The organism is Kitasatospora fiedleri (genome assembly GCF_948472415.1).
Lineage (GTDB): Bacteria > Actinomycetota > Actinomycetes > Streptomycetales > Streptomycetaceae > Kitasatospora > Kitasatospora fiedleri.
The window spans coordinates 5,105,564-5,127,151 of record NZ_OX419519.1; the positions used below are offsets into that span (position 1 = coordinate 5,105,564).

14 protein-coding genes and 1 pseudogene are annotated in these 21,588 nt (G+C 73.3%); all 15 read left to right on the forward strand.

The window, feature by feature from the left end; translation table 11 throughout:
* The first annotated feature begins 76 nt into the window (after positions 1-76).
* The 15 genes and pseudogenes from QMQ26_RS23510 (at position 77) to ilvC (ending at position 21,484) form a co-directional block, all read left to right on the forward strand.
* Entirely contained in the window at positions 77-1,030 is a 954-nt protein-coding gene (locus tag QMQ26_RS23510; protein ID WP_404814199.1) for a methionine synthase, read from the forward strand.
* Complete coding sequence (gene ligA / locus QMQ26_RS23515; protein ID WP_282202600.1) at positions 1,027-3,465, forward strand: NAD-dependent DNA ligase LigA; 2,439 nt, start codon at positions 1,027-1,029, stop codon at positions 3,463-3,465. The genes QMQ26_RS23510 and ligA overlap by 4 nt, the downstream gene beginning before the upstream one ends.
* A gap of 365 nt (positions 3,466-3,830) precedes the next feature.
* Positions 3,831-5,357, forward strand: a pseudogene (locus QMQ26_RS23520) (putative bifunctional diguanylate cyclase/phosphodiesterase); the annotation flags it as partial.
* 165 nt (positions 5,358-5,522) lie between these two features.
* Entirely contained in the window at positions 5,523-5,819 is a 297-nt protein-coding gene (gene gatC / locus QMQ26_RS23525; RefSeq protein ID WP_100836262.1) for an Asp-tRNA(Asn)/Glu-tRNA(Gln) amidotransferase subunit GatC, read from the forward strand.
* 5 nt (positions 5,820-5,824) lie between these two features.
* Positions 5,825-7,318: an Asp-tRNA(Asn)/Glu-tRNA(Gln) amidotransferase subunit GatA gene (gene gatA / locus QMQ26_RS23530; RefSeq protein ID WP_100836261.1), complete on the forward strand. Its 1,494-nt coding sequence runs from the start codon at positions 5,825-5,827 to the stop codon at positions 7,316-7,318.
* Positions 7,315-7,554, forward strand: a complete 240-nt coding sequence (locus tag QMQ26_RS23535; RefSeq protein ID WP_100836260.1) for a hypothetical protein — start codon at positions 7,315-7,317, stop codon at positions 7,552-7,554. The genes gatA and QMQ26_RS23535 overlap by 4 nt, the downstream gene beginning before the upstream one ends.
* A gap of 33 nt (positions 7,555-7,587) precedes the next feature.
* Positions 7,588-8,745, forward strand: coding sequence for an AAA family ATPase (locus QMQ26_RS23540; RefSeq protein ID WP_282202601.1), 1,158 nt, complete (start codon positions 7,588-7,590; stop codon positions 8,743-8,745).
* A gap of 35 nt (positions 8,746-8,780) precedes the next feature.
* Positions 8,781-9,374 carry a hypothetical protein gene (locus QMQ26_RS23545; protein WP_282202602.1) on the forward strand — a complete coding sequence of 198 codons (594 nt, stop codon included), beginning with the start codon at positions 8,781-8,783 and terminating at the stop codon, positions 9,372-9,374.
* Positions 9,375-9,379: 5 nt separating this feature from the next.
* Positions 9,380-10,870: an Asp-tRNA(Asn)/Glu-tRNA(Gln) amidotransferase subunit GatB gene (gatB, locus tag QMQ26_RS23550; RefSeq protein WP_404814200.1), complete on the forward strand. Its 1,491-nt coding sequence runs from the start codon at positions 9,380-9,382 to the stop codon at positions 10,868-10,870.
* Between the two features lie 191 nt (positions 10,871-11,061).
* A complete protein-coding gene (locus QMQ26_RS23555) occupies positions 11,062-11,295 on the forward strand; it encodes a hypothetical protein (RefSeq protein WP_100836258.1) in 234 nt (77 codons plus the stop codon).
* Positions 11,296-11,369: 74 nt separating this feature from the next.
* Complete coding sequence (locus tag QMQ26_RS23560) at positions 11,370-14,399, forward strand: helix-turn-helix transcriptional regulator (protein WP_282202604.1); 3,030 nt, start codon at positions 11,370-11,372, stop codon at positions 14,397-14,399.
* Between the two features lie 277 nt (positions 14,400-14,676).
* Positions 14,677-17,706 (forward strand): putative bifunctional diguanylate cyclase/phosphodiesterase, encoded by a 3,030-nt coding sequence (locus QMQ26_RS23565; protein WP_282202605.1) that lies wholly within the window; start codon positions 14,677-14,679, stop codon positions 17,704-17,706.
* 272 nt (positions 17,707-17,978) lie between these two features.
* Positions 17,979-19,829 carry an acetolactate synthase large subunit gene (locus tag QMQ26_RS23570; RefSeq protein ID WP_282202606.1) on the forward strand — a complete coding sequence of 617 codons (1,851 nt, stop codon included), beginning with the start codon at positions 17,979-17,981 and terminating at the stop codon, positions 19,827-19,829.
* Between the two features lie 23 nt (positions 19,830-19,852).
* Positions 19,853-20,377: an acetolactate synthase small subunit gene (gene ilvN, locus QMQ26_RS23575; protein WP_100838483.1), complete on the forward strand. Its 525-nt coding sequence runs from the start codon at positions 19,853-19,855 to the stop codon at positions 20,375-20,377.
* Positions 20,378-20,485: 108 nt separating this feature from the next.
* Complete coding sequence (gene ilvC, locus QMQ26_RS23580; RefSeq protein ID WP_033214860.1) at positions 20,486-21,484, forward strand: ketol-acid reductoisomerase; 999 nt, start codon at positions 20,486-20,488, stop codon at positions 21,482-21,484.
* Positions 21,485-21,588: the final 104 nt, after the last annotated feature.

Consider the following 21,588-nt stretch of genomic DNA (forward strand, 5'->3'; position numbering starts at 1 on the left):
TACTCGTAGGCTCCTCCCTGTGACTGACGTGGACGTTTTCGCGGAGCTGGCCGGAGCGGCGACCGGGATCGGATCGATGCCCGGCCGGGACGTGCGGGAGATGGCCCGGGGGGTGATGGCCGAACTGGAGCAGTTGCCGCACCTGCCCGAACTGCCCGCGCGCGGGCCCGGGGCGGACATGATCGGGCGCGGCGCCGGGCTGCTGACCGAGCTGTTCGTGCAGACCGAGCCCAGCGGCTGGCGGTTCACCGACCGTCCCGGGCGGGACACCAGGCGGGCGGTGTCCTGGCTCGGCGAGGACCTGGACGCGCTGGAGGAGTACGCCCAGGGCTACACCGGCCCGCTCAAGGTGCAGGCGGTCGGGCCGTGGACGCTGGCCGGCTCGATCGAGCTGCGGCACGGCGAGAAGGCGCTCAGCGACCCCGGCGCCTGCCGGGACCTCGCCGGTTCGCTCGCCGAGGGCCTGCGCCGCCACCTCGCCGACGTCCGCCGCCGGGTCCCCGGCGCGACGGTGGTGCTACAGCTGGACGAGCCGCTGCTGCCCGCCGTGCTGGCCGGGTCGGTGAAGACCGCCAGCGGCTTCCAGCGGCTGCGCGCCGTCGACCGCCAACGCGCCGAGCAGGCCCTGCGCGAACTGATCGGCGGCCTCGACGCGCCCGTCCTGGTGCACAGTTGCGCGCCCGGGGTGCCGGTCCCGCTGCTGCGCCGGGCCGGGGTCGCCGGGATCAGCCTGGACTTCGGCCTGCTGACCGAACGTGACGACGACGACCTCGGCGAGGCGGTCGAGGGCGGCACGCTGCTCCTGGCCGGTGTGGTGCCGTCCGCCGACGTCGAAACGTCGGACCCGGCCGGTAGTGTCCAGGGGATCAGGACGTTGTGGCGCAGGCTCGGGCTGGCCCCCGAGCTGCTGGGCCGCCGCGTGGTGGTGACGCCGACGTGCGGGCTGGCGGGGGCGTCCCCGGCGTACGCGCGGCGGGCACTGGCCGCGGCGGTGCGGGCGGCCCGGAGCCTGGTGGACAACCCGGAGTGACGAGCGAGGAGGACGGCGCGGTGGCGGCTGTGGAGGGCTGGGAGGAGATCCCGGCGGAGGTGCGGACGCGGCACGCCGAGCTGGCGACCGAGATCGAGGAGCACCGGGCTCGGTACTACGACCAGGACGCCCCGGTCATCAGCGACGCCGAGTTCGACGCCCTGATGCGGGAGTTGGAGTCGCTGGAGGCCGCCCACCCGGCGCTGGTCACGCCCGACTCGCCGAGCCAGAAGGTCGGCGGCGGGTCGACCGAGCAGTTCGCCCCCGTGGTGCACCGGGAGCGGCTGCTCAGCCTCGACAACGCGATGGACGAGGAGGAGCTGGCCGCCTGGGCCGAGCGGGTCGCCACCGAGCTGTCCGGCATCGACTACCACTACCTGTGCGAGCTCAAGGTCGACGGCCTGGCCGTCAACCTGACGTACGAGCGCGGCGAACTGGTGCTGGCCGCCACCCGCGGCACCGGCGTGGTCGGCGACGACATCACCGCCAACGTCCGCACCATCAAGGGCATCCCGCACCGGCTGCGCGGCGAGAACGTCCCGGAGCTGGTCGAGATCCGCGGCGAGGTGTACTTCCCCACCGAGGAGTTCGACGCGCTGAACGCCTCCTTCGCGGAGGAGAACGAGCGCCGCCGGCAGGAGAACGAGGAGCGCGCCAAGGAGGGCAAGCGGCCCCGGGCGATGATCCGGCTGTTCATGAACCCGCGCAACGCCGCCGCCGGCTCGCTGCGCCAGAAGGACCCGCACGTCACCGCCTCCCGCCCGCTGCGGATGGTGGTGCACGGCATCGGCGCCCGGACCGGCTTCGACATCGACTGCCAGTCGCACGCGTACCGACTGCTGCACGACTGGGGCCTGCCCACCGCCCGGCACAACGAGGTGGTCGGCACGCTGGACGAGGTACGGGCGTTCATCGAGCGCTTCGGCGAGCAGCGGCACTCCGTCGAGCACGAGATCGACGGCGTGGTGGTCAAGGTCGACGAGATCGCCCTCCAGGGCCGGCTCGGCTCCACCTCCAAGTCGCCGCGCTGGGCGATCGCCTGGAAGTACCCGCCGGAGGAGGTCACCGGCAAGCTCGCCGACATCAAGATCGGCATCGGCCGCACCGGCCGGGCCACCCCGTACGCGGTGCTGGCCGCGCCGGTGAAGGTGGCCGGCTCGATGGTGCAGTACGCCACCCTGCACAACCAGCAGGTGGTCAAGGCCAAGGACGTGCTGCTCGGCGACACCGTCGTGCTGCGCAAGGCCGGCGACGTCATCCCGGAGATCCTCGGCCCGGTCTACGACCTGCGCGACGGCACCGAGCGCGAGTTCGTGATGCCCGAGCGGTGCCCGGAGTGCGGCACCCCGCTGCGCCCGATGTCCGAGGGCGACATCGACCTGCGCTGCCCCAACGCCCAGCGCTGCCCGGCCCAGATCCGCGAGCGGATCGCCTTCCTCGGCGGCCGCCAGTGCCTGGACGTCGAGGGCCTCGGCTACGTCGCCGCCACCGCGCTGACCCAGCCGCTGGAGCCCGCCGACCCGCCGGTGCGGGACGAGGGCGACATCTTCGGCCTGACCGAGGAGCAGCTGCTGCCGATCAAGGTGCTGGTGCGCGACCCGAAGACCGGCATGCCCAGGCTGGACGACAAGACCGGCGAGGAGAAGAAGGTCTCCTTCTTCGCCACCACCACGGGCGCGCCGAAGAAGAACACCGGCCTCCTGCTGGAGAACCTGGCCGCCGCCAAGGACCGCCCGCTGTGGCGTTTCCTGAACGGCCTGTCGATCCGGCACGTCGGCCCGGTCGCCGCCCAGCAGCTGGCCCGCGAGTTCCGCGACCTGGACCGGATCTTCGCCGCCGACGAGACCGAACTGGCCGCCGTCGAGGGCGTCGGGCCGACCATCGCCCGCGCCGTCAAGGAGTGGTACGCCGAGGACTGGCACCGCGAGCTGCTGGAGAAGTGGCGCGCCGCCGGCGTGGCCTTCACCGAGGAGGGCGGGCCGGAGCAGGGCGAACGCCCGCTGGAGGGCCTGACCGTGGTGGTCACCGGCACCCTCGCCGGGCACACCCGGGACGGCGCCAAGGAGGCGCTGACCTCGCGCGGCGCCAAGGTCACCGGCGCGGTCTCGAAGAAGACGCATTTCGTGGTGGTCGGCGACAACCCCGGCTCCAAGTACGACAAGGCGGTGCAGCTGGGCGTCCCGGTGCTGGACGACGCGGGCTTCGCGGTGCTGCTCGACCAGGGCGCGGACGCGGCCCGGGCGCACCTCGGCCTGGAGCCGCCGACCGGCCCGGAAACCGCCGGGAGCGCCCCGGCGGACGGCCCGCGGGAGGGCGCGGAAGAGGGCGCGGACGGGGCTCCCGGCGCTGGCGCGGCGGCCGTCGAAGGCGATACGAACGAAGCGGACGCGGTGGGGGAAAATGTCGGAGAAGGGAGGGACGAGAAGGTTTCCTGACGCGTCGTTATCGTCCTGATGCCGCGTCAGCGGGGTGTTCGAGAAGGAAATCGGGCATTGTGTCACTGGACAACGCGCGGATATGACGTTGCGCTCAGAGGTGGCCCGAAAGTGCGCCCAGGTGGTGCGCCCCGGCTTACCCTGGGCGCTACGAACTGTCAGCAGGAGTGTGTGGCACCGGTTTTCCCGCCGGCGCCCCGGGGACACGCCCTCGTCTGACGTCCACCGGCACCTCTGAGGAGAGGGGTGCCTCACCGTGAGGCGGCCCCGCCGGGGGGCGGGCCCGACGGAGGACTGGGCTTATGGATCGTACGACCGGCGGCGCGCCCACACGCCCGCCGCAGGGGGTGGCAGGGGCGGTCCTGCTGCTCGGCGTGCTGCTGGCCGGGGCCGCGCCGCTCATCCCGCTGGCCGTCCTGGTGTACCGCTACGAACCCGAGCTGCTCCCGCTGTTCGCGGTTCCCCTGGCCGTGCTGGTCGCCGCCTGGCGGATCGCCCGCGACCGGGCGCGGGACCAGCTCACCGACCCGCTCACCGACCTGCCCAACCGGCAGGCCCTGCTGATCGCCACCCAGGAGGCACTGGCCCGGCACGAGGCCGAACCCGGCTACAGCGTCGGCCTGATCCTGCTCGACCTGGACCGCTTCCGCTCGCTCAACGACGCCCTCGGCCACACCGCGGGCGACCGGCTGCTGGTGCACATCGCCCGCCGGCTGCACCGCGCCCTGCGCACCGGCGCCGGCCACCCCCGGGACGGCGAGGACGGCACCGCGCTGCCCCCGCCGGTCCGCCGCGGCGAGCGCCCGGTGGTGGCCCGGATGGGCGGCGACGAGTTCGCCGTGCTGCTGCCGGGGGTGGGCAGCCCCGACCTGCTGGAGCGCACCGCGAAGGCGCTGATCGCCGAACTCGCCGCGCCGATCCGGCTGGACGGCCTGCTGCTGGTCCTGGAGGCCAGCGCCGGGGTGTGCGTCTACCCGACCCACGCCCAGGACGCGGAGTCGCTGCTGCGCCGCGCCGACGTCGCGATGGGCCACGCCCAGCACAGCCGCAGCGGCGTCGAACGCTACGACGAGGCCCGCGACCTGGACACCCCGTACCGGATCGGCCTGCTCGGCGACCTGCGGCGGGCCATCGAGATGAACGAGGTGCAGCTGCACTACCAGCCGAAGGTGGCCTTCGACGGCAGCGTGGTCGGCCTGGAGGCGCTGGTGCGCTGGGAGCGGCCCGGGCAGGGGAGGGTCGCGCCGGACGAGTTCATCGCCCTCGCCGAGTCCTCCGGGCTGATGCCCCGGCTCACCGACTACGTGCTGGAGAGCGCCGTCGGGCAGATCGCCCGCTGGCGCAACCAGGGCCTGATGGTGCCCGTCGCGGTCAACGTCTCGCCGCGCGACGTCCTCAACCCCGGCTTCGCCGCCCGGGTCGCCGGACACCTCACCCGGCACCAGGTGCCCGCGGTGGCGCTCCAACTGGAGATCACCGAGCGGCTGCTGCTGGACGACAGCCGGCGGGCCGCCGACACCCTGGCCGAACTGCGCCGCTACGGCGTGCGGATGTCGCTGGACGACTTCGGCACCGGGCACTCCTCGATGGTGCGGCTGCGCAGCCTGCCGGTCGGCGAACTCAAGATCGACCGCTCCTTCGTCTCCCGGATGGTCGCCGACGACCACGACGCGGCCGTGGTGCGCTGCTCGGTGGAGCTCGCCCACTCGCTGGGGCTCACCGTGGTCGCCGAGGGCGTCGAGGACGACGAGACCTGGGAGCGGCTCCAGGACATGGGCGTCGACGCCGTCCAGGGCTGGCTGGTCTCGGCGGCGCTGCCCGTCGACCAGGCCACCGCCTGGCTGCTGGTGCGGAGAAACGACGCGCCGCCGGTGGAGTCGCTGCCGCGCTGACCGCCCGCCGCCGGGGCCCGTCCGGGACGCCCGGGCGGGCCCCGGCGCGTGCGCCCGGCCGGGCGTCCCTCTTCTGCCCATAGGATGGCCCTTCAGGACCGAATGGACCGGCCTGCCCAGCGGGCAGGGACCGGCCCACCAGAACTCACCCTTGAGGATCGCTGCATGCCTGGCATCACGCGCGAGGAGGTCGCCCACCTCGCCCGGCTGTCGCGTCTGGAGTTGCAGGCGGAGGAGTTGGACCACTTCGCCGAGCAGCTCGACGTGATCATCGGCGCGGTCGCCCGCGTTTCCGAGGTCGCGGGGCAGGACGTCCCGCCGACCTCCCACCCGCTCCCGCTCACCAACGTGATGCGGACGGACGAGGTGCGGCCGTCGCTGACCCCGGAGCAGGCGCTCTCCGGCGCCCCGGCCAGTGAGGACCAGCGTTTCCGCGTGCCGCAGATCCTCGGGGAGGACTGACCGAGATGACCGAGCTGATCAAGTACACGGCGGCCGAGACGGCCGCCGCGATCGCCAAGGGCGAGGTCTCGGCGGTCGAGGTCGCCCAGGCCCACCTGGACCGGATCGACGCCGTCGACAAGAAGGTCAACGCCTTCCTGCACGTCGACCGCGAGGGCGCGCTGGCCGCGGCCCGCGCCGTCGACGGGAAGCGCGCGGCCGGCGCCGAGCTGGGCCCGCTGGCGGGCGTGCCGCTGGCGCTGAAGGACGTGTTCACCACCGCGGGCATCCCGACCACCTGCGGGTCGAAGATGCTCGAGGGCTGGCTCCCGCCCTACGACGCCACCCTGACGAAGCGGCTCAAGGACGCCGACGTCGTCATCCTCGGCAAGACCAACATGGACGAGTTCGCGATGGGCTCCTCCACCGAGAACTCCGCCTACGGCCCGACCGGCAACCCGTGGGACCTCACCCGCATCCCCGGCGGCTCCGGCGGCGGCTCGGCCGCCGCGCTGGCCGCTTTCGAGGCGCCGCTGGCGATCGGCACCGACACCGGCGGCTCGATCCGCCAGCCCGGCGCCGTCACCGGCACCGTCGGCGTCAAGCCGACCTACGGCTCGGTGTCCCGCTACGGCCTGGTCGCCTTCTCCTCCTCGCTCGACCAGGGCGGCCCGTGCGCCCGCACCGTGCTCGACACGGCGCTGCTGCACGAGGCGATCGCCGGGCACGACCCGCTCGACTCCACCTCCATCGACGCCCCCGTCCCGGACGTGGTCGCCGCCGCGAAGCTGCGCGACGTGCGCGGCATGCGGATCGGCGTGGTCAAGGAGTTCGCCGGCGAGGGCTACCAGGCCGGCGTCATGCAGCGCTTCCAGGAGTCCGTCGAGCTGCTGCGCGACCTGGGCGCCGAGGTCGTCGAGGTCTCCTGCCCGTCGTTCACGCTGGCGCTGCCCGCGTACTACCTGATCGCCCCGTCCGAGTGCTCCTCGAACCTCGCCCGGTTCGACGCCATGCGCTACGGCCTGCGGGTCGGCGACGACGGCACCCGCTCCGCCGAGCAGGTCACCGCGCTCACCCGCGAGGCCGGCTTCGGCTCCGAGGTCAAGCGCCGCATCATCCTCGGCACCTACGCGCTGTCCTCCGGCTACTACGACGCCTACTACGGCTCCGCGCAGAAGGTCCGCACCCTGATCTCCCGGGACTTCGACGCCGCCTTCGCCGGCGTGGACGTGCTGGTCTCCCCGACCACCCCGACCACGGCATTCCCGATCGGCGAGCGGGCAGACGACCCGATGGCGATGTACCTCGCCGACCTGTGCACCATTCCCTCGAACCTGGCGGGCAACGCGGCCATGTCGCTGCCCTGCGGGCTCGCCCCGGAGGACAATCTTCCGGTCGGCCTGCAGATCATCGCCCCCGCGATGGCGGACGACCGCCTCTACCGCGTGGGCGGCGCCGTCGAGGCCGCGCTCAACGACAAGTGGGGCCACGCCCTGCTGGAGGAGGCACCGGCACTATGAGCAAGATCGAGAAGGCCAAGGGCTGGAAGCACTCGAAGCCCGGACTGTGGCTGTCCATCGGCACCAGCGCCTTCGGCGCGATCTCCATCGTCAAGGAGGCCCGCACCGCGCGCTCCGACAACGACACCCTCAAGCTGGTCAACGCCCTGGTCGGCGCCGCCGCGCTGATCACCGGCACCGCGCTCCTCGTCCGCGAGCTCAAGCGTCTCGGCGACGACGACGTCCTGCTCGGCTAGCGGCGCCGGTTCCGGAGAGGTCGGGGAGAAGAGATGATCACGCAGATCCGCATCGACGGCTTCAAGTCGTTCGTCGGCTTCGAGCTCGATGTGCATCCGGTGACGGTTCTTCTCGGCGTCAACGGGGCCGGCAAGTCCAACCTGTTCGACGCGCTGCGGCTGGTCGCCGGGACGGTCCGCCAGGGGTTCAAGACGACCCTGGCAGCGGACCGGCGGCTGGCCGCGCGTGACCTGTTCCACCGGAACAGTGCGGGTGTACTGCGGGACAGGTTCACGATCGCGGTCCGGATGACCCTCCCGTTGACGAGTGGCTCGCGATGCGTGGAAGTGCAGCTGGCCGCGCTTCGGAACGGAACCGGTGCTGCTGTCCTGGACCAGGACAGCAGCTGGGTCCGGGTGCCGGGTTCGGCGGGCCGGTCGGAGGAAAAGATTCCCCTGACCGAGGTGCGGGACACCAGGAACAGGTTCGCGCACGGGACGATCGAGCCTACCGAGGTCGCAGAAGCGGCGTTCTGGCTCCTCGCGGAGAGCGCCGCCTGGCAGCCGTACGTCCTGGAACCCGACGCTCTGCGGGAGCTGGGGCGGCCCGAGGCGGACGGACCGCTGGAACCGCGCGGCAGCAACCTCGCCACGATGGTGCACCGGATCGAGGAGACCGCTCCCGAGCGTTTCATCCGGTTGACGGCCGACCTCGCGGCGTTGGTCCCGGGGGTGCGGGGCATCCGCACCGAAGTGCTGCGCACGCGTGGTGAGTTCGACTTCGAGGTGGAGTTCCAATACACCGGGTGGGTCTCGCCTGCTTCGCTTTCGGACGGCACGCTGCGGGCACTCGCCCTGCTGGCGGTGTACTGGGACCCACAACGGACCGGCATGTTGGCCGTTGAGGAGATCGAGAACGGGATGCACCTGTCGCAGGTCGCCAAACTGGTGCACCGGCTCGGGCGCGGGGGCGGCCAACTGCTGGCGACCACGCACTCGTCCGCGCTGCTGACCGCGCTGCGGAACGACCTGTCCGGGAGCGTGGTGTTCCTGGAACAGGCCAACCACGTGGACCCGCAACGCGGCACGATTTCCCGGATCACGGCGCCCCTGCCGCTGCTGCCGCGCACCCCGGACAGCGAGCCCGGTGCTTCCAAGTCGCCGGAAGCGGTCGAGCGGCTGCTCCGCAGCATCGGGCAGGGAACGACGTGAGTCGATGGCTGTCCCGCGGGCTGATGGTGGAGGGGGTGAGCGACGAGCCGTTCCTGCGGACGCTGGTCACCCGGCAGGTGGAAGAGCTGCTATTGGTCAAAGCGCCCGGTCCGGTGGACGTGCAGCCGTGTGAGGTCTCGGTTGTGCGAGTCACTGATCCGGGAGCATTGGAAGCGGCCAGGGGAATGGCGTCCGCGCACGAGTTGCTCTTCCTGCACAGCGACCGGAAGGAACGCGCCAAAGCGGACGGTCTCGCGGCCGAGCTACGGGAACGGGCAGGAAAGTCGAATGTCGCCGAGCCGGTGGTCCTGGTCCCGGTTCAGATGACCGAGTCGTGGATGCTCGCCGACCGGAAGGCGATCGCCACCGCGGTCGGAGGGGCAGACCTCACCGCCTATCCGTACAGGCATCCGGCGGACGTGGAGAGGGCGCACAACAGCCCCGACCACCACGACTACGCGAAGCGGGTCTGGCAGCGGATCGTGGGCAGCGGTCACGGCGGGGTGCTGGACGACAGCATGGAACTACTGGCACAACACATCGATCTTCGTATTCTCGGCCAGCTGCCGTCGTACCAGCGATGGCTTGCGGACACCGAACACGCATTGAAATTGAAAGGATTCCTGTGAGCACCATGAGCCTGGTGTCCTATGACGACGCACTGGCCTCCTACGACCCGGTGATGGGCCTTGAGGTCCACGTCGAGCTGGGTACCAAGACCAAGATGTTCTGCGGCTGCTCCACCGAGCTGGGCGCGGAGCCGAACTCGCAGACCTGTCCGACCTGCCTCGGCCTGCCCGGTTCGCTGCCGGTGGTCAACGCGGTCGGGGTGGAGTCGGCGGTCCGGATCGGTCTCGCGCTGAACTGCGAGATCGCCGAGTGGTGCCGGTTCGCCCGGAAGAACTACTTCTACCCGGACATGCCGAAGAACTTCCAGACCAGCCAGTACGACGAGCCGATCGCCTTCCACGGCTACCTCGACGTGCAGCTGGAGGACGGCGAGGTCTTCCGGGTGGAGATCGAGCGCGCCCACATGGAGGAGGACACCGGCAAGTCCACCCACGTCGGCGGCGCCACCGGGCGCATCCACGGCGCGGAGTACTCGCTGCTGGACTACAACCGGGCCGGCATCCCGCTGATCGAGATCGTCACCAAGCCGATCGAGGGCGCGGGCGCGCGCGCCCCCGAGGTGGCGAAGGCGTACGTCGCCGAGCTGCGCGAGCTGATCAAGGCGCTGGGCGTCTCCGAGGCCCGGATGGACAAGGGCCAGATGCGCTGCGACGTGAACCTGTCGCTGCGGCCCAACGGCACCGAGGCGTTCGGCACCCGCAGCGAGACCAAGAACGTCAACTCGCTGCGCAGCGTGGAGCGGGCCGCCCGGTTCGAGATCCAGCGGCACGCCACCGTGCTGACCTACGGCGGGACGATCGTCCAGGAGACCCGGCACTTCCACGAGGAGGACGGCTCCACCACGGCCGGCCGGATCAAGGACAACGCCGAGGACTACCGGTACTTCCCGGAGCCCGACCTGGTGCCGGTCGCCCCGGCCCGGGAGTGGGTCGAGGAGCTGCGGGCCTCCCTGCCGGAGCTGCCCCGGGTCCGCCGGGCCCGGCTGCAGGCCGAGTGGGGCCTGACCGACAAGGACATGCAGTCGGTGCTCAACGCCGGTGCGGTGGAGCCCATTTCGGAGACCATCGCGGCCGGCGCCCCCGCCGACCAGGCCCGCAAGTGGTGGATGGGCGAGCTGGCGCGGCGCGCCAACGAGACCGGCACCGAGCTGTCCGAGCAGCCGATCACCCCGGCTCAGGTGGCCCGGGTGTGCGCGCTGGTCGCCGAGGGCAAGCTCAACGACAAGCTGGCCCGCCAGGTCATCGAGGGCGTCCTCGCCGGCGAGGGCGGGCCGGACGACGTGGTGGCCGGGCGCGGCCTGGCCGTGGTCTCGGACGACTCCGCGCTCGGCGCGGCCGTCGACCAGGCGATCGCCGACAACCCGGACGTCGCCGCCAAGATCCGCGACGGCAAGGTGCAGGCGGTGGGCGCGCTGGTCGGCGCGGTCATGAAGACCACCCGCGGCCAGGCCGACGCGGCCCGGGTCAAGGACCTCATCCTGGCGAAGCTGGCCTGAGGTGCCTACGGCGTGACGGCGGTGCCTAAGGAGCCCCTTAGGCGGTTCCGCCCGCGGTGCCCGTCCCCGACCGGGGGCGGGCACCGGTGTTTTCCGGGCCGGCGGCCCGCCCGGATCGGGCAGGCTCCCCATGCGGCGCACCCCCCTGGGAGCGGAGGCTGGACACCAGCACGCAACGAGGGGAAGACACCGTGTACGAGTACGAGTTGTTCAAGTCGAGGGAACGCGAACTGCACGGCCGGGCCGCCGCCGACCGGCTGGCCCGCGAGGCGGCCGCCGCCGGCCGCGGCGGGCAGCGCACCGGCCTGGTGGCCCGGGTGGCCGGGGCGGTACGGGCGGGGCGCCGGGAGGCCGCCGCACCGCAGCGGGCCAAGTCCGGTGCGGAGCAGGGCCGTTCGGGCGCCGTGGCGGGCTGCGCGGGATGACCGGCGGGCCCGGCCGGTCCGGCGGCCGGGATAACCGCTCGGCCGCATCCGAGGGCTGTGGCATGCTCACCGGCATGGAGCAGACAGTCAGCCCGGTCTTCGTCGGACGCGGCCGGGAGAGCGGCCTGCTCGGTGCCGGGCTGGACCGGGCGGGGGCGGGGGAGCCGCAGGCCGTGCTGGTCGGCGGCGAGGCCGGGGTCGGCAAGACCCGGCTGCTGGAGGAGTTCCTGGCCCGGGCCGAGGCGGACGGCGCGGTCACCGCGCTCGGCGCCTGCCTGGAGGTCGGCGCCGAGGGCCTGCCGTACGGCCCGCTCTCGGCGGCGCTGCGCCGCCTGCACCGGCGGCTCGGGCCGGAGCTGGACGCCGCCGCCGCCGGGCTGGAGGGCCACCTCGCCCGGCTGCTGCCGGACTTCGGGGAGACCGACGGGGAGGGCAACGACGAGTACGGCCGGGCCCGGCTGTTCGAGCACACCGCCCGGCTGTTCGAGCGGCTGGCCGGGGACCGGACGCTGGTGCTGGCCATCGAGGACCTGCACTGGTCGGACCGCTCCACCCGGGAGCTGCTCGCCTACCTGGTCCGCACCCTGCACCGCTCCCGGGTGCTGATCGTCGCCACCTACCGCACCGACGACCTGCACCGCCGCCACCCGCTGCGGCCGTTCCTGGCCGAACTGGAGCGGCTGCGCACCGTCCAGCGGATCGAACTGGAGCGCCTGGACCGGCCCGAGGTGGCCGCCCAACTGGCCGGCATCCTCGGCCCCGAGACCCCCGGCCGGGACGTGGTGGACCGGATCCACCGCCGCTCCGAGGGCAACCCGTTCTTCGTCGAGGAGCTCGCCGCCGCCTACCGCGACGGCTGTCTGGCCTGCGTCACCGAATCGCTGCGCGACATCCTGCTGGTCCGGGTCGAGGCGCTGCCCGAGGAGGCCCAGCGGGTCGTCCGGATCGCCGCCGAGGGCGGCTCCCGGATCGAGCACGCGCTGCTCGCCGCCGTGGTCGCCGAGAGCGGCCCCGGCGGCCCCCGCACCGGCGAGGACGCGCTGATCGCCGCCCTGCGCACCGCCGTCGGCGCCAACATCCTGCGCCCCGACACCGACGGCGAGGGCTACCGGTTCCGGCACGCGCTGGTCCGCGAGGCGGTCTCCGACGACCTGCTGCCCGGCGAGCGGCAGGCCGTCAACCGGCGGTTCGCCACCGTCCTGGAGGCCGACCCGGAACTCGTCCGGGCCGAACAGCGCACCGCCCGGCTCGCCGACTACTGGTACCACGCCCACCAGCCCGCCCGGGCGCTGCCCGCCGCCCTCGACGCCGCCCGGGCCGCCCGCCGCCGCAACGCCTTCGCCGAACAGCTCACCATGCTCGAACGGGCCGTCGAACTCTGGGACACCGTCTCCGAACAGACCCTCGCCACCACCCTGCGCCCCTACGACTGGGCCGAGACCTACCCGCCCTGCGCCTGCGACGACGGCGAGCACGAGGACTGCGAGCGGCTGCAACTCGTCGACGTCCTGGCCGAAGCGGTGGTCGCCGCCCGCCGGGCCGGCGACCGCGACCGCGGCCAGGGCCTGGCCCGCCGCGCCCTCGCCCTGGTCGACGAGGCCGGCAACCCGCTGCGCGCCGCCTGGTTCCGGCTCCAGCGCGCCAAGATGCTCGACCAGCTCAAGCGCAGCGGCGGCCTGGAGGAGATCCAGTACGCCCAGCGGCTGGTCCAGGACCTCGGCCCGTCCGCCGTGCAGGCCGAGGCGCTCGCCCTGGAGGCCGCCCACGCCCTGCTCCGCAACCCCGGCCCCGCCGCCGTCGCCACCGCCGAACGGGCCGTGGACGTCGCCCGCCAGGCCGACGCGCCCTCCGTCGAGGTGCACGCCCGGGTCACCCTGGCCGGACTGCTCGGCGACTCCGCGGACGCCGAACGGGCCGTCGCGCTGCTCGCCGCCGCCGTCGAACAGGCCCGCCCGCTCGGCAACGCCGACGTGCACACCCGCGGCCTGAACAACCTGGCCAGCCTGCTGCTCTCGGTCGGCCGCGCCGAGGAGGCCGCCACCGCCGCCCGGCAGGGCCTGGAGGCCGCCCGCCGCAGCGGGCTGATGCTCAACACCGGCCCGATCCTCACCGGCAACCTCGCCGAGGCGCTGCTCGCCGCCGGCCGCACCGAGGAGGCCGCCGCCGTCCTCGCCGACTGGGACGACAAGCCGGAGGCCGACACCCACGGCGAGTTCATGGACCGGCTGCGCGGCGAACTCGCCCTGCTCCGCGGCGACCTGGCCGAGGCCGAGACCCACTGGGCCGCCGCCCACGCCAGCGGCGGCGGCGGCGCCCAGCCCCAGCACGTCCTGCCCACCGCCACCCTCGGCGTCCGGCTGGCCGTCCGGCTCGGCCGCCCCGAACAGGCCCGCGACCGGCTCGCCGAGGCGCTCGACGGCACCGTGCTGACCCGGCAGGGCGGCCACCTGTTCCCGCTGCTCACCCACGCCGCCGAGGCCGAGGCCGACCAGCACCCGCGCACCCCCGAGGGCGAGGCCGCGTTGGCCCGGATCGCCGCCGAGGCCGCCCGGCTCACCCCGCGCTGCGCCCTCGACCGCGGCTGGGCGGCCCTGCTGGCCGGCGAACTCGCCCGCGCCGCCGGCCGCCCCACCGCCGACCACCGGCAGCGGGCCGTCACCGAACTGCGCGCCGCCGCCCTGCCCGGCCCGCTCGCGCTGGCCCTGCTGCGCGCCGCCGAGGACGCCGCCGCGAACGGCGACCGGGAGGCCGCCGCCGACCTGCTGCACGAGGCCGCCGAACTCGCCCGCCGCCGCGGCGACCTGACCACCCGCCGGGACGCCGAACTGCTGGCCGGCCGGCTCGGCCTGGCCCGCCGGGCCGCCGCCGGCACCGACCCGGGCCTCGGTCTCACCCCGCGCGAGCGGGACGTGCTGCGCCAGCTCACCCTGGGCCGGAGCAACCGGCAGATCGCCGAAGAGCTGTTCATCTCGCCGAAGACCGCCAGCGTGCACGTCTCCAACATCCTGGCCAAGCTCGCCGTCGGCGGCCGCGGCGAGGCCGCCGCGCTGGCCCACCGGCTGCGGCTGTTCCCGGACGAGGAGCCCGCCACCAGCGGCTCCTGAACCCCCGTCACGAACCGTCCCGGCCCCGCCCCGGCCCCGCCCCGGCCCCGCCCCGGGCCTGCCGCGTGCCCGCCGTGCACCGCTCCGGACGCCGCCCCCGGCACCGCCGCCGCCCCGGTCCGCCTGAGCCGAACGGGCGATCCCGCCGCCAACCGGCTCCGCGCCACCTGCGGTTCATTACTCTAAGTTGAGCGGACGTGCCAGTGCGTGACCGCAGTGGTGTAGGGTCCGAAGCGGGAACACCGGTACGGCCGCGGGCCGGAGGGGGAGATGTCGATTGAACTCCACCGAGTCGGCGCCGCCTGCCCGTCCCCCGCTCCGCCGCCTGACGGCCGGGCTGCTCGCGGTGCTCTGCGCCGGGTACGCCGCCGGCGCCGCCGTCGGCTGGGGGTCGAGTGAACTCGCGCTGGTGATGGGGGACTTCGGTCTCGCCGGGGCGGCCCTCGTGGCCGCCCTGTCCTGTCTGGCGCACGGCGTCGCGGTGGGTGGCCACACCCGGCCGGCCTGGCTGCTGTTCGGGCTCTCCTCGGCGATGGTCGCGCTCGGCAACGGCGCCTGGGGCTGGTACGAGGTCGTGCTCCGCCGGCCGCTGCCGCCGGACTCGCTGGCCGACTACACCTTCCTGCTGTTCGCCCCGCTGGCCATCATCGGCCTGCTGGTGCTGGCCCAGCGCCCGCGCACCCCGGCCGGCTGGCTCTGCCTGCTGCTGGACGGCTGGCTGGTGGCCGGCTCGCTGTTCACGCTCAGCTGGAGCCTGGCGCTGGGCCGGGTCGCGGCCGGCGACGGCGACGACCCGCTGAAGCTGGCCCTCGGCCTGGGCTACCCGGTGCTGGACATCCTGCTGGTCAGCCTGGTGGTCGGGCTGCGCTTCCGGGGCCGGGACGGCAACCGGACGGCGGTGCACACCGCGATGCTCGGCCTGGCGCTGACCGTGGTCTGCGACGCGCTGTTCACCACCCCGCAGTTCCACAGCGACTACCACTCCGGCGAACTGCTGGACGCGGGCTGGTTCGCCGGATCGCTGCTGCTGGCCTGGGCCCCCTGGCAGCACCGCCGCCGCCCGTCCCGCGAGCACCCGTCCGCCCAGGGCCTGCCGCGCCGCCGGGTGTCCTCCACCTTCAGCGCGCTCACCCCGTACGCGGCGGCGGCGGTGTGCACCGCCGGCATCCTCTACAACGCGCTCGGCGGCCGCCCGCTGGACCGGGTGATGCTGGCCGCCGCCAGCACCGTCGGCCTGGCGCTGATCGTCCGGCAGGGCGTGATGCTGCTGGACAACCTCTCGCTGGCGCAGGAACTCGCCACCAAGGAGGCGCACTTCCGCTCCCTGGTGCAGGGCTCCAGCGACGTCATCATGATCGCCGGGCCGTCCGGGGCGCTGTCCTACGTCAGCCCCGCCGCGCTGCGGGTCTACAACCGGGACCCGGAGGACCTGGTCGGCGGCAACCTGCTCAACCTGGTCCACCCCGAGGACGTCGACCGGGTGCTGGCCGAGGTCCGCCGCATCCTGGCCCGCACCAGGGGGGCCCGGTTCAGCAACGGCGAGCCCTCCGCCCGGGTCGAGTGCCGGATCCGCTCCGGCGAGGGGGAGTGGCTGCACGTGGAGTCCACCGTCAACCCGTACCGGGACGGCCTGATCCTGAACAGCCGCGACATCACCGAGCGGGTCCGGCTGCAGGCCCAGCTCCAGCACAACGCCTTCCACGACCCGCTCACCGACCTGCCCAACCGGGCCCTGTTCGCCCAGCGGGTCCGGGCCGCGCTCTCCGCGCAGGGCCCGGTCGGCACCACCGTCGCGGTGCTCTTCCTCGACCTGGACGGCTTCAAGGCGGTCAACGACAGCGCCGGGCACCAGGTCGGCGACGAACTGCTGGTGCAGGCCGCCCGCCGGCTGCAGTCCGCCGTCCGCGGCGAGGACACCGTGGCCCGGTTCGGCGGCGACGAGTTCGCGGTGCTGGTGCGCGGCCGGCTCGGCCACCCGCAGGTCCGCGACCTGGCCGAGCGGATTCGCGGCGCGCTCTCCGAGCCGTACTGGATCGCCGGGGCCGAACTCGGCGTCGCCGCCTCGATCGGCATCGCCTTCGGCCCCGACGCCCCGCTGCCGGTGCCCGAACCCGCGCCCACCCCGGCCCGCCCGGACGCGGGGAGCAAGGCCGCGGGCAGCGAGGACGCCGGTGGCCGCAGCGCCGTCCGCCGCGGCCGGGACGGCGCCGAGGGGCCCGCCGCGGCCGCCGCCGACGAGCTGCTGCGCAACGCCGATCTGGCGATGTACCAGGCCAAGTCCCGCGGCAAGGGCCGGGTGGTGCTCTACACCCCCGCGATGCGCGCCGAGCTCGACCGCCGCGGCGAGCTGGAGGAGCGGCTGCGGGCCGCCGTCCGGGAGGGCTCCTTCACCCTGCTCCACCAGCCGGTGGTCGAACTCGCGGGCGGCCGGCTCACCGGCGTCGAGGCGCAGGCCCGCTGGCGCTCGGCCGGCGGGCTGCTGCTCACCCCCGCCGAGTTCCTGCGCACCGCCGAATCCGGCGACGCCGCCACCCGGTTCACCCGCTGGCTGCTCACCGAGGCGGTCGCCGCCGCCGCCCGCCGCCGCGCCGACGGCCCGGCCGCCCCGCCCGTCCCGGTCACCGTCCGGCTCGCCGCCGAGCGGATCTGCGCCCCCGGCCTGTACGAGACGCTGGCCGCCGCGCTGCGCGACACCGGGCTGCCGCCCGAGCTGCTGGTGCTGGAGGTGGCCCGGACCGGGCCGGACGCGACGGCCGACGAACTCGGCCGCCGGCTGGCCGCGCTGCGCCGCCTCGGGGTGTCCACCGCGCTGGCCGGGTTCGGCGCCGGCGGCGGCTCGCTGGGCGCGCTGGCCCGGCTCCCGTTCGACGCGCTCAAGCTCGACCGCAGCCTGGTGCAGGACATCGCCGAGTCCACCCTGACCCGCGCGCTGGCCGGCCACGCGCTGCGGCTGGCCCGCGACCTCGGCCTGGCCACCGGCGCCGACGGGGTGGACCACCCCCGGCAGGTGGCCGTCCTGCAGGAGCTGGGCTGCCGCCGCGGCCAGGGTCTGGCCTTCGACCGGCCGCTGGACGAACTGCGGCTGCGCCGCGCCCTGCTGCGCCGCGGCTACCCGGTGCCGCGGCAGCCCCAGGGCGGGGCGGGCCGCCGTCCGCTGCTCACCCCCGACCCGCGGACGGGTGGTCTGGCCGAGGCCGCCACCGCCCGCCCGGGCCCCCCGCACACCGGCCTCGACCTGCCACAACGGCACCCGGTGGGCGGTCCGAGCGGCGGCCCGCATGGTGAGACGGCGGTCCCACCAGCTTGACACCCGCCACTGCGTGGGAGGAAGGTCGGTGCCATGACCACCCGAATTCTCGTACTTGGCGGGCGCGTCGGCTGAACCAGCCTGACGCGCCTCCCCCTCGCATGCCCTGGGCACGAGGGGTTTTTTGTTGCACGAATGCTGGTTGGCCACCGCCCCGCACCTGGCCTCAACCACCTGAAATCCGGACGATTGAGGCAGCGCCGGAGACCGGCCGGGACCGTTCGCCGCCCGGACCGTCGCCCCCCGAGCAGAACCCGAGAAGAGACAGGCAGATGACTGAGCACGCCGCAACCCCCCGCCGCGGGGACCACCCGGCCGCCCACGCTCCGGGTCCCCAGACCACCGAGACCATGACCGGCGCGCAGTCGCTCATCCGCTCGCTCGAAGCCGTGGGCGCCGACACCGTGTTCGGCATCCCGGGTGGGGCGATCCTCCCCGCGTACGACCCGCTGATGGACTCCACCAAGGTCCGCCACATCCTGGTCCGCCACGAGCAGGGCGCCGGCCACGCCGCGACCGGCTACGCGCAGGCCACCGGCCGGGTCGGCGTCTGCATGGCCACCTCCGGCCCCGGCGCGACCAACCTGGTCACCCCGATCGCCGACGCGTACATGGACTCGGTGCCGATCGTCGCGATCACCGGCCAGGTCGCCTCCAAGGCGATCGGCACGGACGCCTTCCAGGAGGCGGACATCTGCGGCATCACGATGCCGATCACCAAGCACAACTACCTGGTGACCGACCCGGCCGAGATCCCCCGGGTCATCGCCGAGGCGTTCCACATCGCCGCCACCGGCCGCCCGGGCCCGGTCCTGGTCGACATCGCCAAGGACGCCCTCCAGTCGCAGACCGTCTTCCGCTGGCCGGTCGAGACCGCGCTGCCCGGCTACCGCCCCGTCACCAAGCCGCACGCCAAGCAGATCCGCGAGGCCGCCAAGCTGCTGGTCAACGCCAAGCGGCCGGTGCTGTACGTCGGCGGCGGCGTGCTCAAGGCCAACGCGGGCGCCGAGCTGCGCATCCTGGCCGAGCTGACCGGCGCGCCGGTGATCACCACCCTGATGGCGATCGGCGTCTTCCCGGACAGCCACCCGCAGCACCTGGGCATGCCCGGCATGCACGGCTCGGTCCCCGCCGTCACCGCGCTGCAGAAGAGCGACCTGCTGTTCGCTCTGGGCGCCCGCTTCGACGACCGGGTCACCGGCAAGCTCGACTCCTTCGCCCCGCACGCCAAGGTCGTGCACGCGGACATCGACCCCGCCGAGATCGGCAAGAACCGCGCGGCGGACGTCCCGATCGTCGGCGACGCCCGCGAGGTGCTGGCCGACCTGATCGTCGCCGTCCAGGCCGAGTTCGACGCCGGCCGCCGGGGCGACTACACCGAGTGGTGGGTCCGGCTGAACGAGTGGAAGAAGACCTACCCGCTGGGCTACGAGCCGGCCCCCGAGGGCGAGCTCTCCCCGCAGCAGGTGATCGAGCGGATCGGCCAGCTGGTCGGCCCGGACGCGATCTACGCCGCGGGCGTCGGCCAGCACCAGATGTGGGCCAGCCAGTTCATCCGGTTCGAGAAGCCCGCCACCTGGCTGAACTCCGGCGGCGCCGGGACGATGGGCTACGCCGTCCCGGCCGCGATGGGCGCCAAGGCCGGCCGGCCCGACGTCCCGGTCTGGGCGATCGACGGCGACGGCTGCTTCCAGATGACCAACCAGGAACTGACCACCTGCACCCTGAACAACCTCCCGATCAAGGTCGCGGTGATCAACAACGGCTCGCTGGGCATGGTCCGCCAGTGGCAGACGCTGTTCTACAACCAGCGCTACTCCAACACCGTGCTGCACTCGGGCCCGGACCACGACGGCATCGAGCCGCCCGCCCAGGGCACCCGCGTCCCGGACTTCGTGCTGCTCTCCGAGGCGATGGGCGCGGTCGGCCTGCGCTGCGAGCGCCCCGAGGACCTGGACGCCGTGATCAAGCAGGCGATGGAGATCAACGACCGCCCGGTGGTCATCGACTTCATCGTCCACCAGGACGCGATGGTCTGGCCGATGGTCGCGGCCGGCACCAGCAACGACGAGATCCAGTTCGCCCGGGGCGTGCGCCCCGACTTCGGCGACGACCTGGACTGACGGACTAGAAAGCGATGACCACCATGTCCAAGCACACCCTGTCCGTCCTGGTCGAGAACAAGCCCGGCGTGCTCGCCCGGATCGCCGCGCTGTTCTCCCGCCGCGGGTTCAACATCGACTCGCTCGCGGTCGGCCCGACCGAGCACCCCGACATCTCCCGGATGACCATCGTGGTCAACGTGGAGGAACTGCCGCTGGAGCAGGTCACCAAGCAGCTCAACAAGCTGGTCAACGTGATCAAGATCGTCGAGCTGGACCAGTCCCAGGCGGTCCAGCGCGAGCTGGTCCTGGTCAAGGTCCGGGCCGACGCGGAGACCCGCTCCCAGGTCACCGAGATCGTCCAGCTGTTCCGCGCCAAGACCGTCGACGTGTCGCCCGACGCGGTGACCATCGAGGCCACCGGCTCCTCGGACAAGCTGGAGGCCATGCTGCGGATGCTGGAGCCGTACGGCGTCAAGGAGTTGGTGCAGTCCGGCCTGGTCGCGATCGGCCGGGGCGCCCGCTCCATCACCGACCGCTCGCTGCGGGCCCTCGACCGCTCCGCCTGACCTGCCCGCCACCACCGTCTTACCAACTGAGCACTGCCATCGAAGTCCGCCGAGTGGGCCTACGGTAGGAACCCCCGGCACCACCACCACGCAAGGAGATGTGCCCCCGTGGCCGAGCTGTTCTACGAAGACGACGCCGACCTGTCCATCATCCAGGGCCGCAAGGTCGCGGTCATCGGCTACGGCAGCCAGGGCCACGCCCACGCGCTGTCGCTGCGCGACTCGGGCGTGGACGTCCGGGTGGGTCTGCTGGAGGGCTCCAAGTCCCGCGCCGCCGCCCAGGAGGCGGGCCTGCGCGTGGTGACCCCGTCCGAGGCCGCGGCCGAGGCCGACGTCATCATGATCCTGGTGCCGGACCCGATCCAGGCCGACGTCTACAAGGACGCGATCGAGCCGAACCTGAAGGCGGGCGACGCCCTGTTCTTCGGCCACGGCCTGAACATCCGCTTCGGCTTCATCCAGCCGCCGGCCGACGTCGACGTCTGCATGGTCGCCCCGAAGGGCCCGGGCCACCTGGTCCGCCGCCAGTACCAGGAGGGCCGCGGCGTCCCCTGCATCGTGGCCGTCGAGCAGGACGCCACCGGCAAGGCCTTCGACCTGGCGCTGTCCTACGCCAAGGGCATCGGCGGCACCAAGGCCGGCGTCATCAAGACCACCTTCACCGAGGAGACCGAGACCGACCTGTTCGGTGAGCAGGCCGTCCTCTGCGGCGGCACCGCCGCCCTGGTCAAGGCCGGTTTCGAGACCCTGGTCGAGGCGGGCTACCAGCCCGAGATCGCCTACTTCGAGTGCCTGCACGAGCTGAAGCTCATCGTCGACCTGATGTACGAGGGCGGCCTGGAGAAGATGCGCTGGTCGGTCTCCGAGACCGCCGAGTGGGGCGACTACGTGACCGGCCCCCGCATCATCACCGCCGACACCAAGGCCGAGATGAAGAAGGTCCTCGCCGAGATCCAGGACGGCACCTTCGCCAACACCTGGATCGCCGAGTACAAGGCGGGCCTGCCGAAGTACAACGAGTACAAGAACGCGGACAGCGAGCACCTGCTGGAGACCACCGGCAAGAAGCTCCGCAAGCTGATGAGCTGGGTGGACCAGGAGGCCTGAGCCCGCCTCCTCCCGGTTGTACAACAAGGCTGTTCCCGTCCGGGTGATTTCGCCGGACGGGAGCAGTCCCCGTACCACCCCGCCGATAGACTCCGAACCACGCG

Coding starts and splice junctions, on each gene's coding strand:
- QMQ26_RS23510 (WP_404814199.1), top strand. CDS start 77: ATGCCCGGCCGGGACGTGCGGGAGATGGCCCGGGGGGTGATGGCCGAA.
- gatC (WP_100836262.1), top strand. CDS start 5,523: ATGCCTGGCATCACGCGCGAGGAGGTCGCCCACCTCGCCCGGCTGTCG.
- gatA (WP_100836261.1), top strand. CDS start 5,825: ATGACCGAGCTGATCAAGTACACGGCGGCCGAGACGGCCGCCGCGATC.
- QMQ26_RS23535 (WP_100836260.1), top strand. CDS start 7,315: ATGAGCAAGATCGAGAAGGCCAAGGGCTGGAAGCACTCGAAGCCCGGA.
- QMQ26_RS23540 (WP_282202601.1), top strand. CDS start 7,588: ATGATCACGCAGATCCGCATCGACGGCTTCAAGTCGTTCGTCGGCTTC.
- gatB (WP_404814200.1), top strand. CDS start 9,380: ATGAGCCTGGTGTCCTATGACGACGCACTGGCCTCCTACGACCCGGTG.
- QMQ26_RS23560 (WP_282202604.1), top strand. CDS start 11,370: ATGGAGCAGACAGTCAGCCCGGTCTTCGTCGGACGCGGCCGGGAGAGC.
- QMQ26_RS23570 (WP_282202606.1), top strand. CDS start 17,979: ATGACTGAGCACGCCGCAACCCCCCGCCGCGGGGACCACCCGGCCGCC.
- ilvN (WP_100838483.1), top strand. CDS start 19,853: ATGTCCAAGCACACCCTGTCCGTCCTGGTCGAGAACAAGCCCGGCGTG.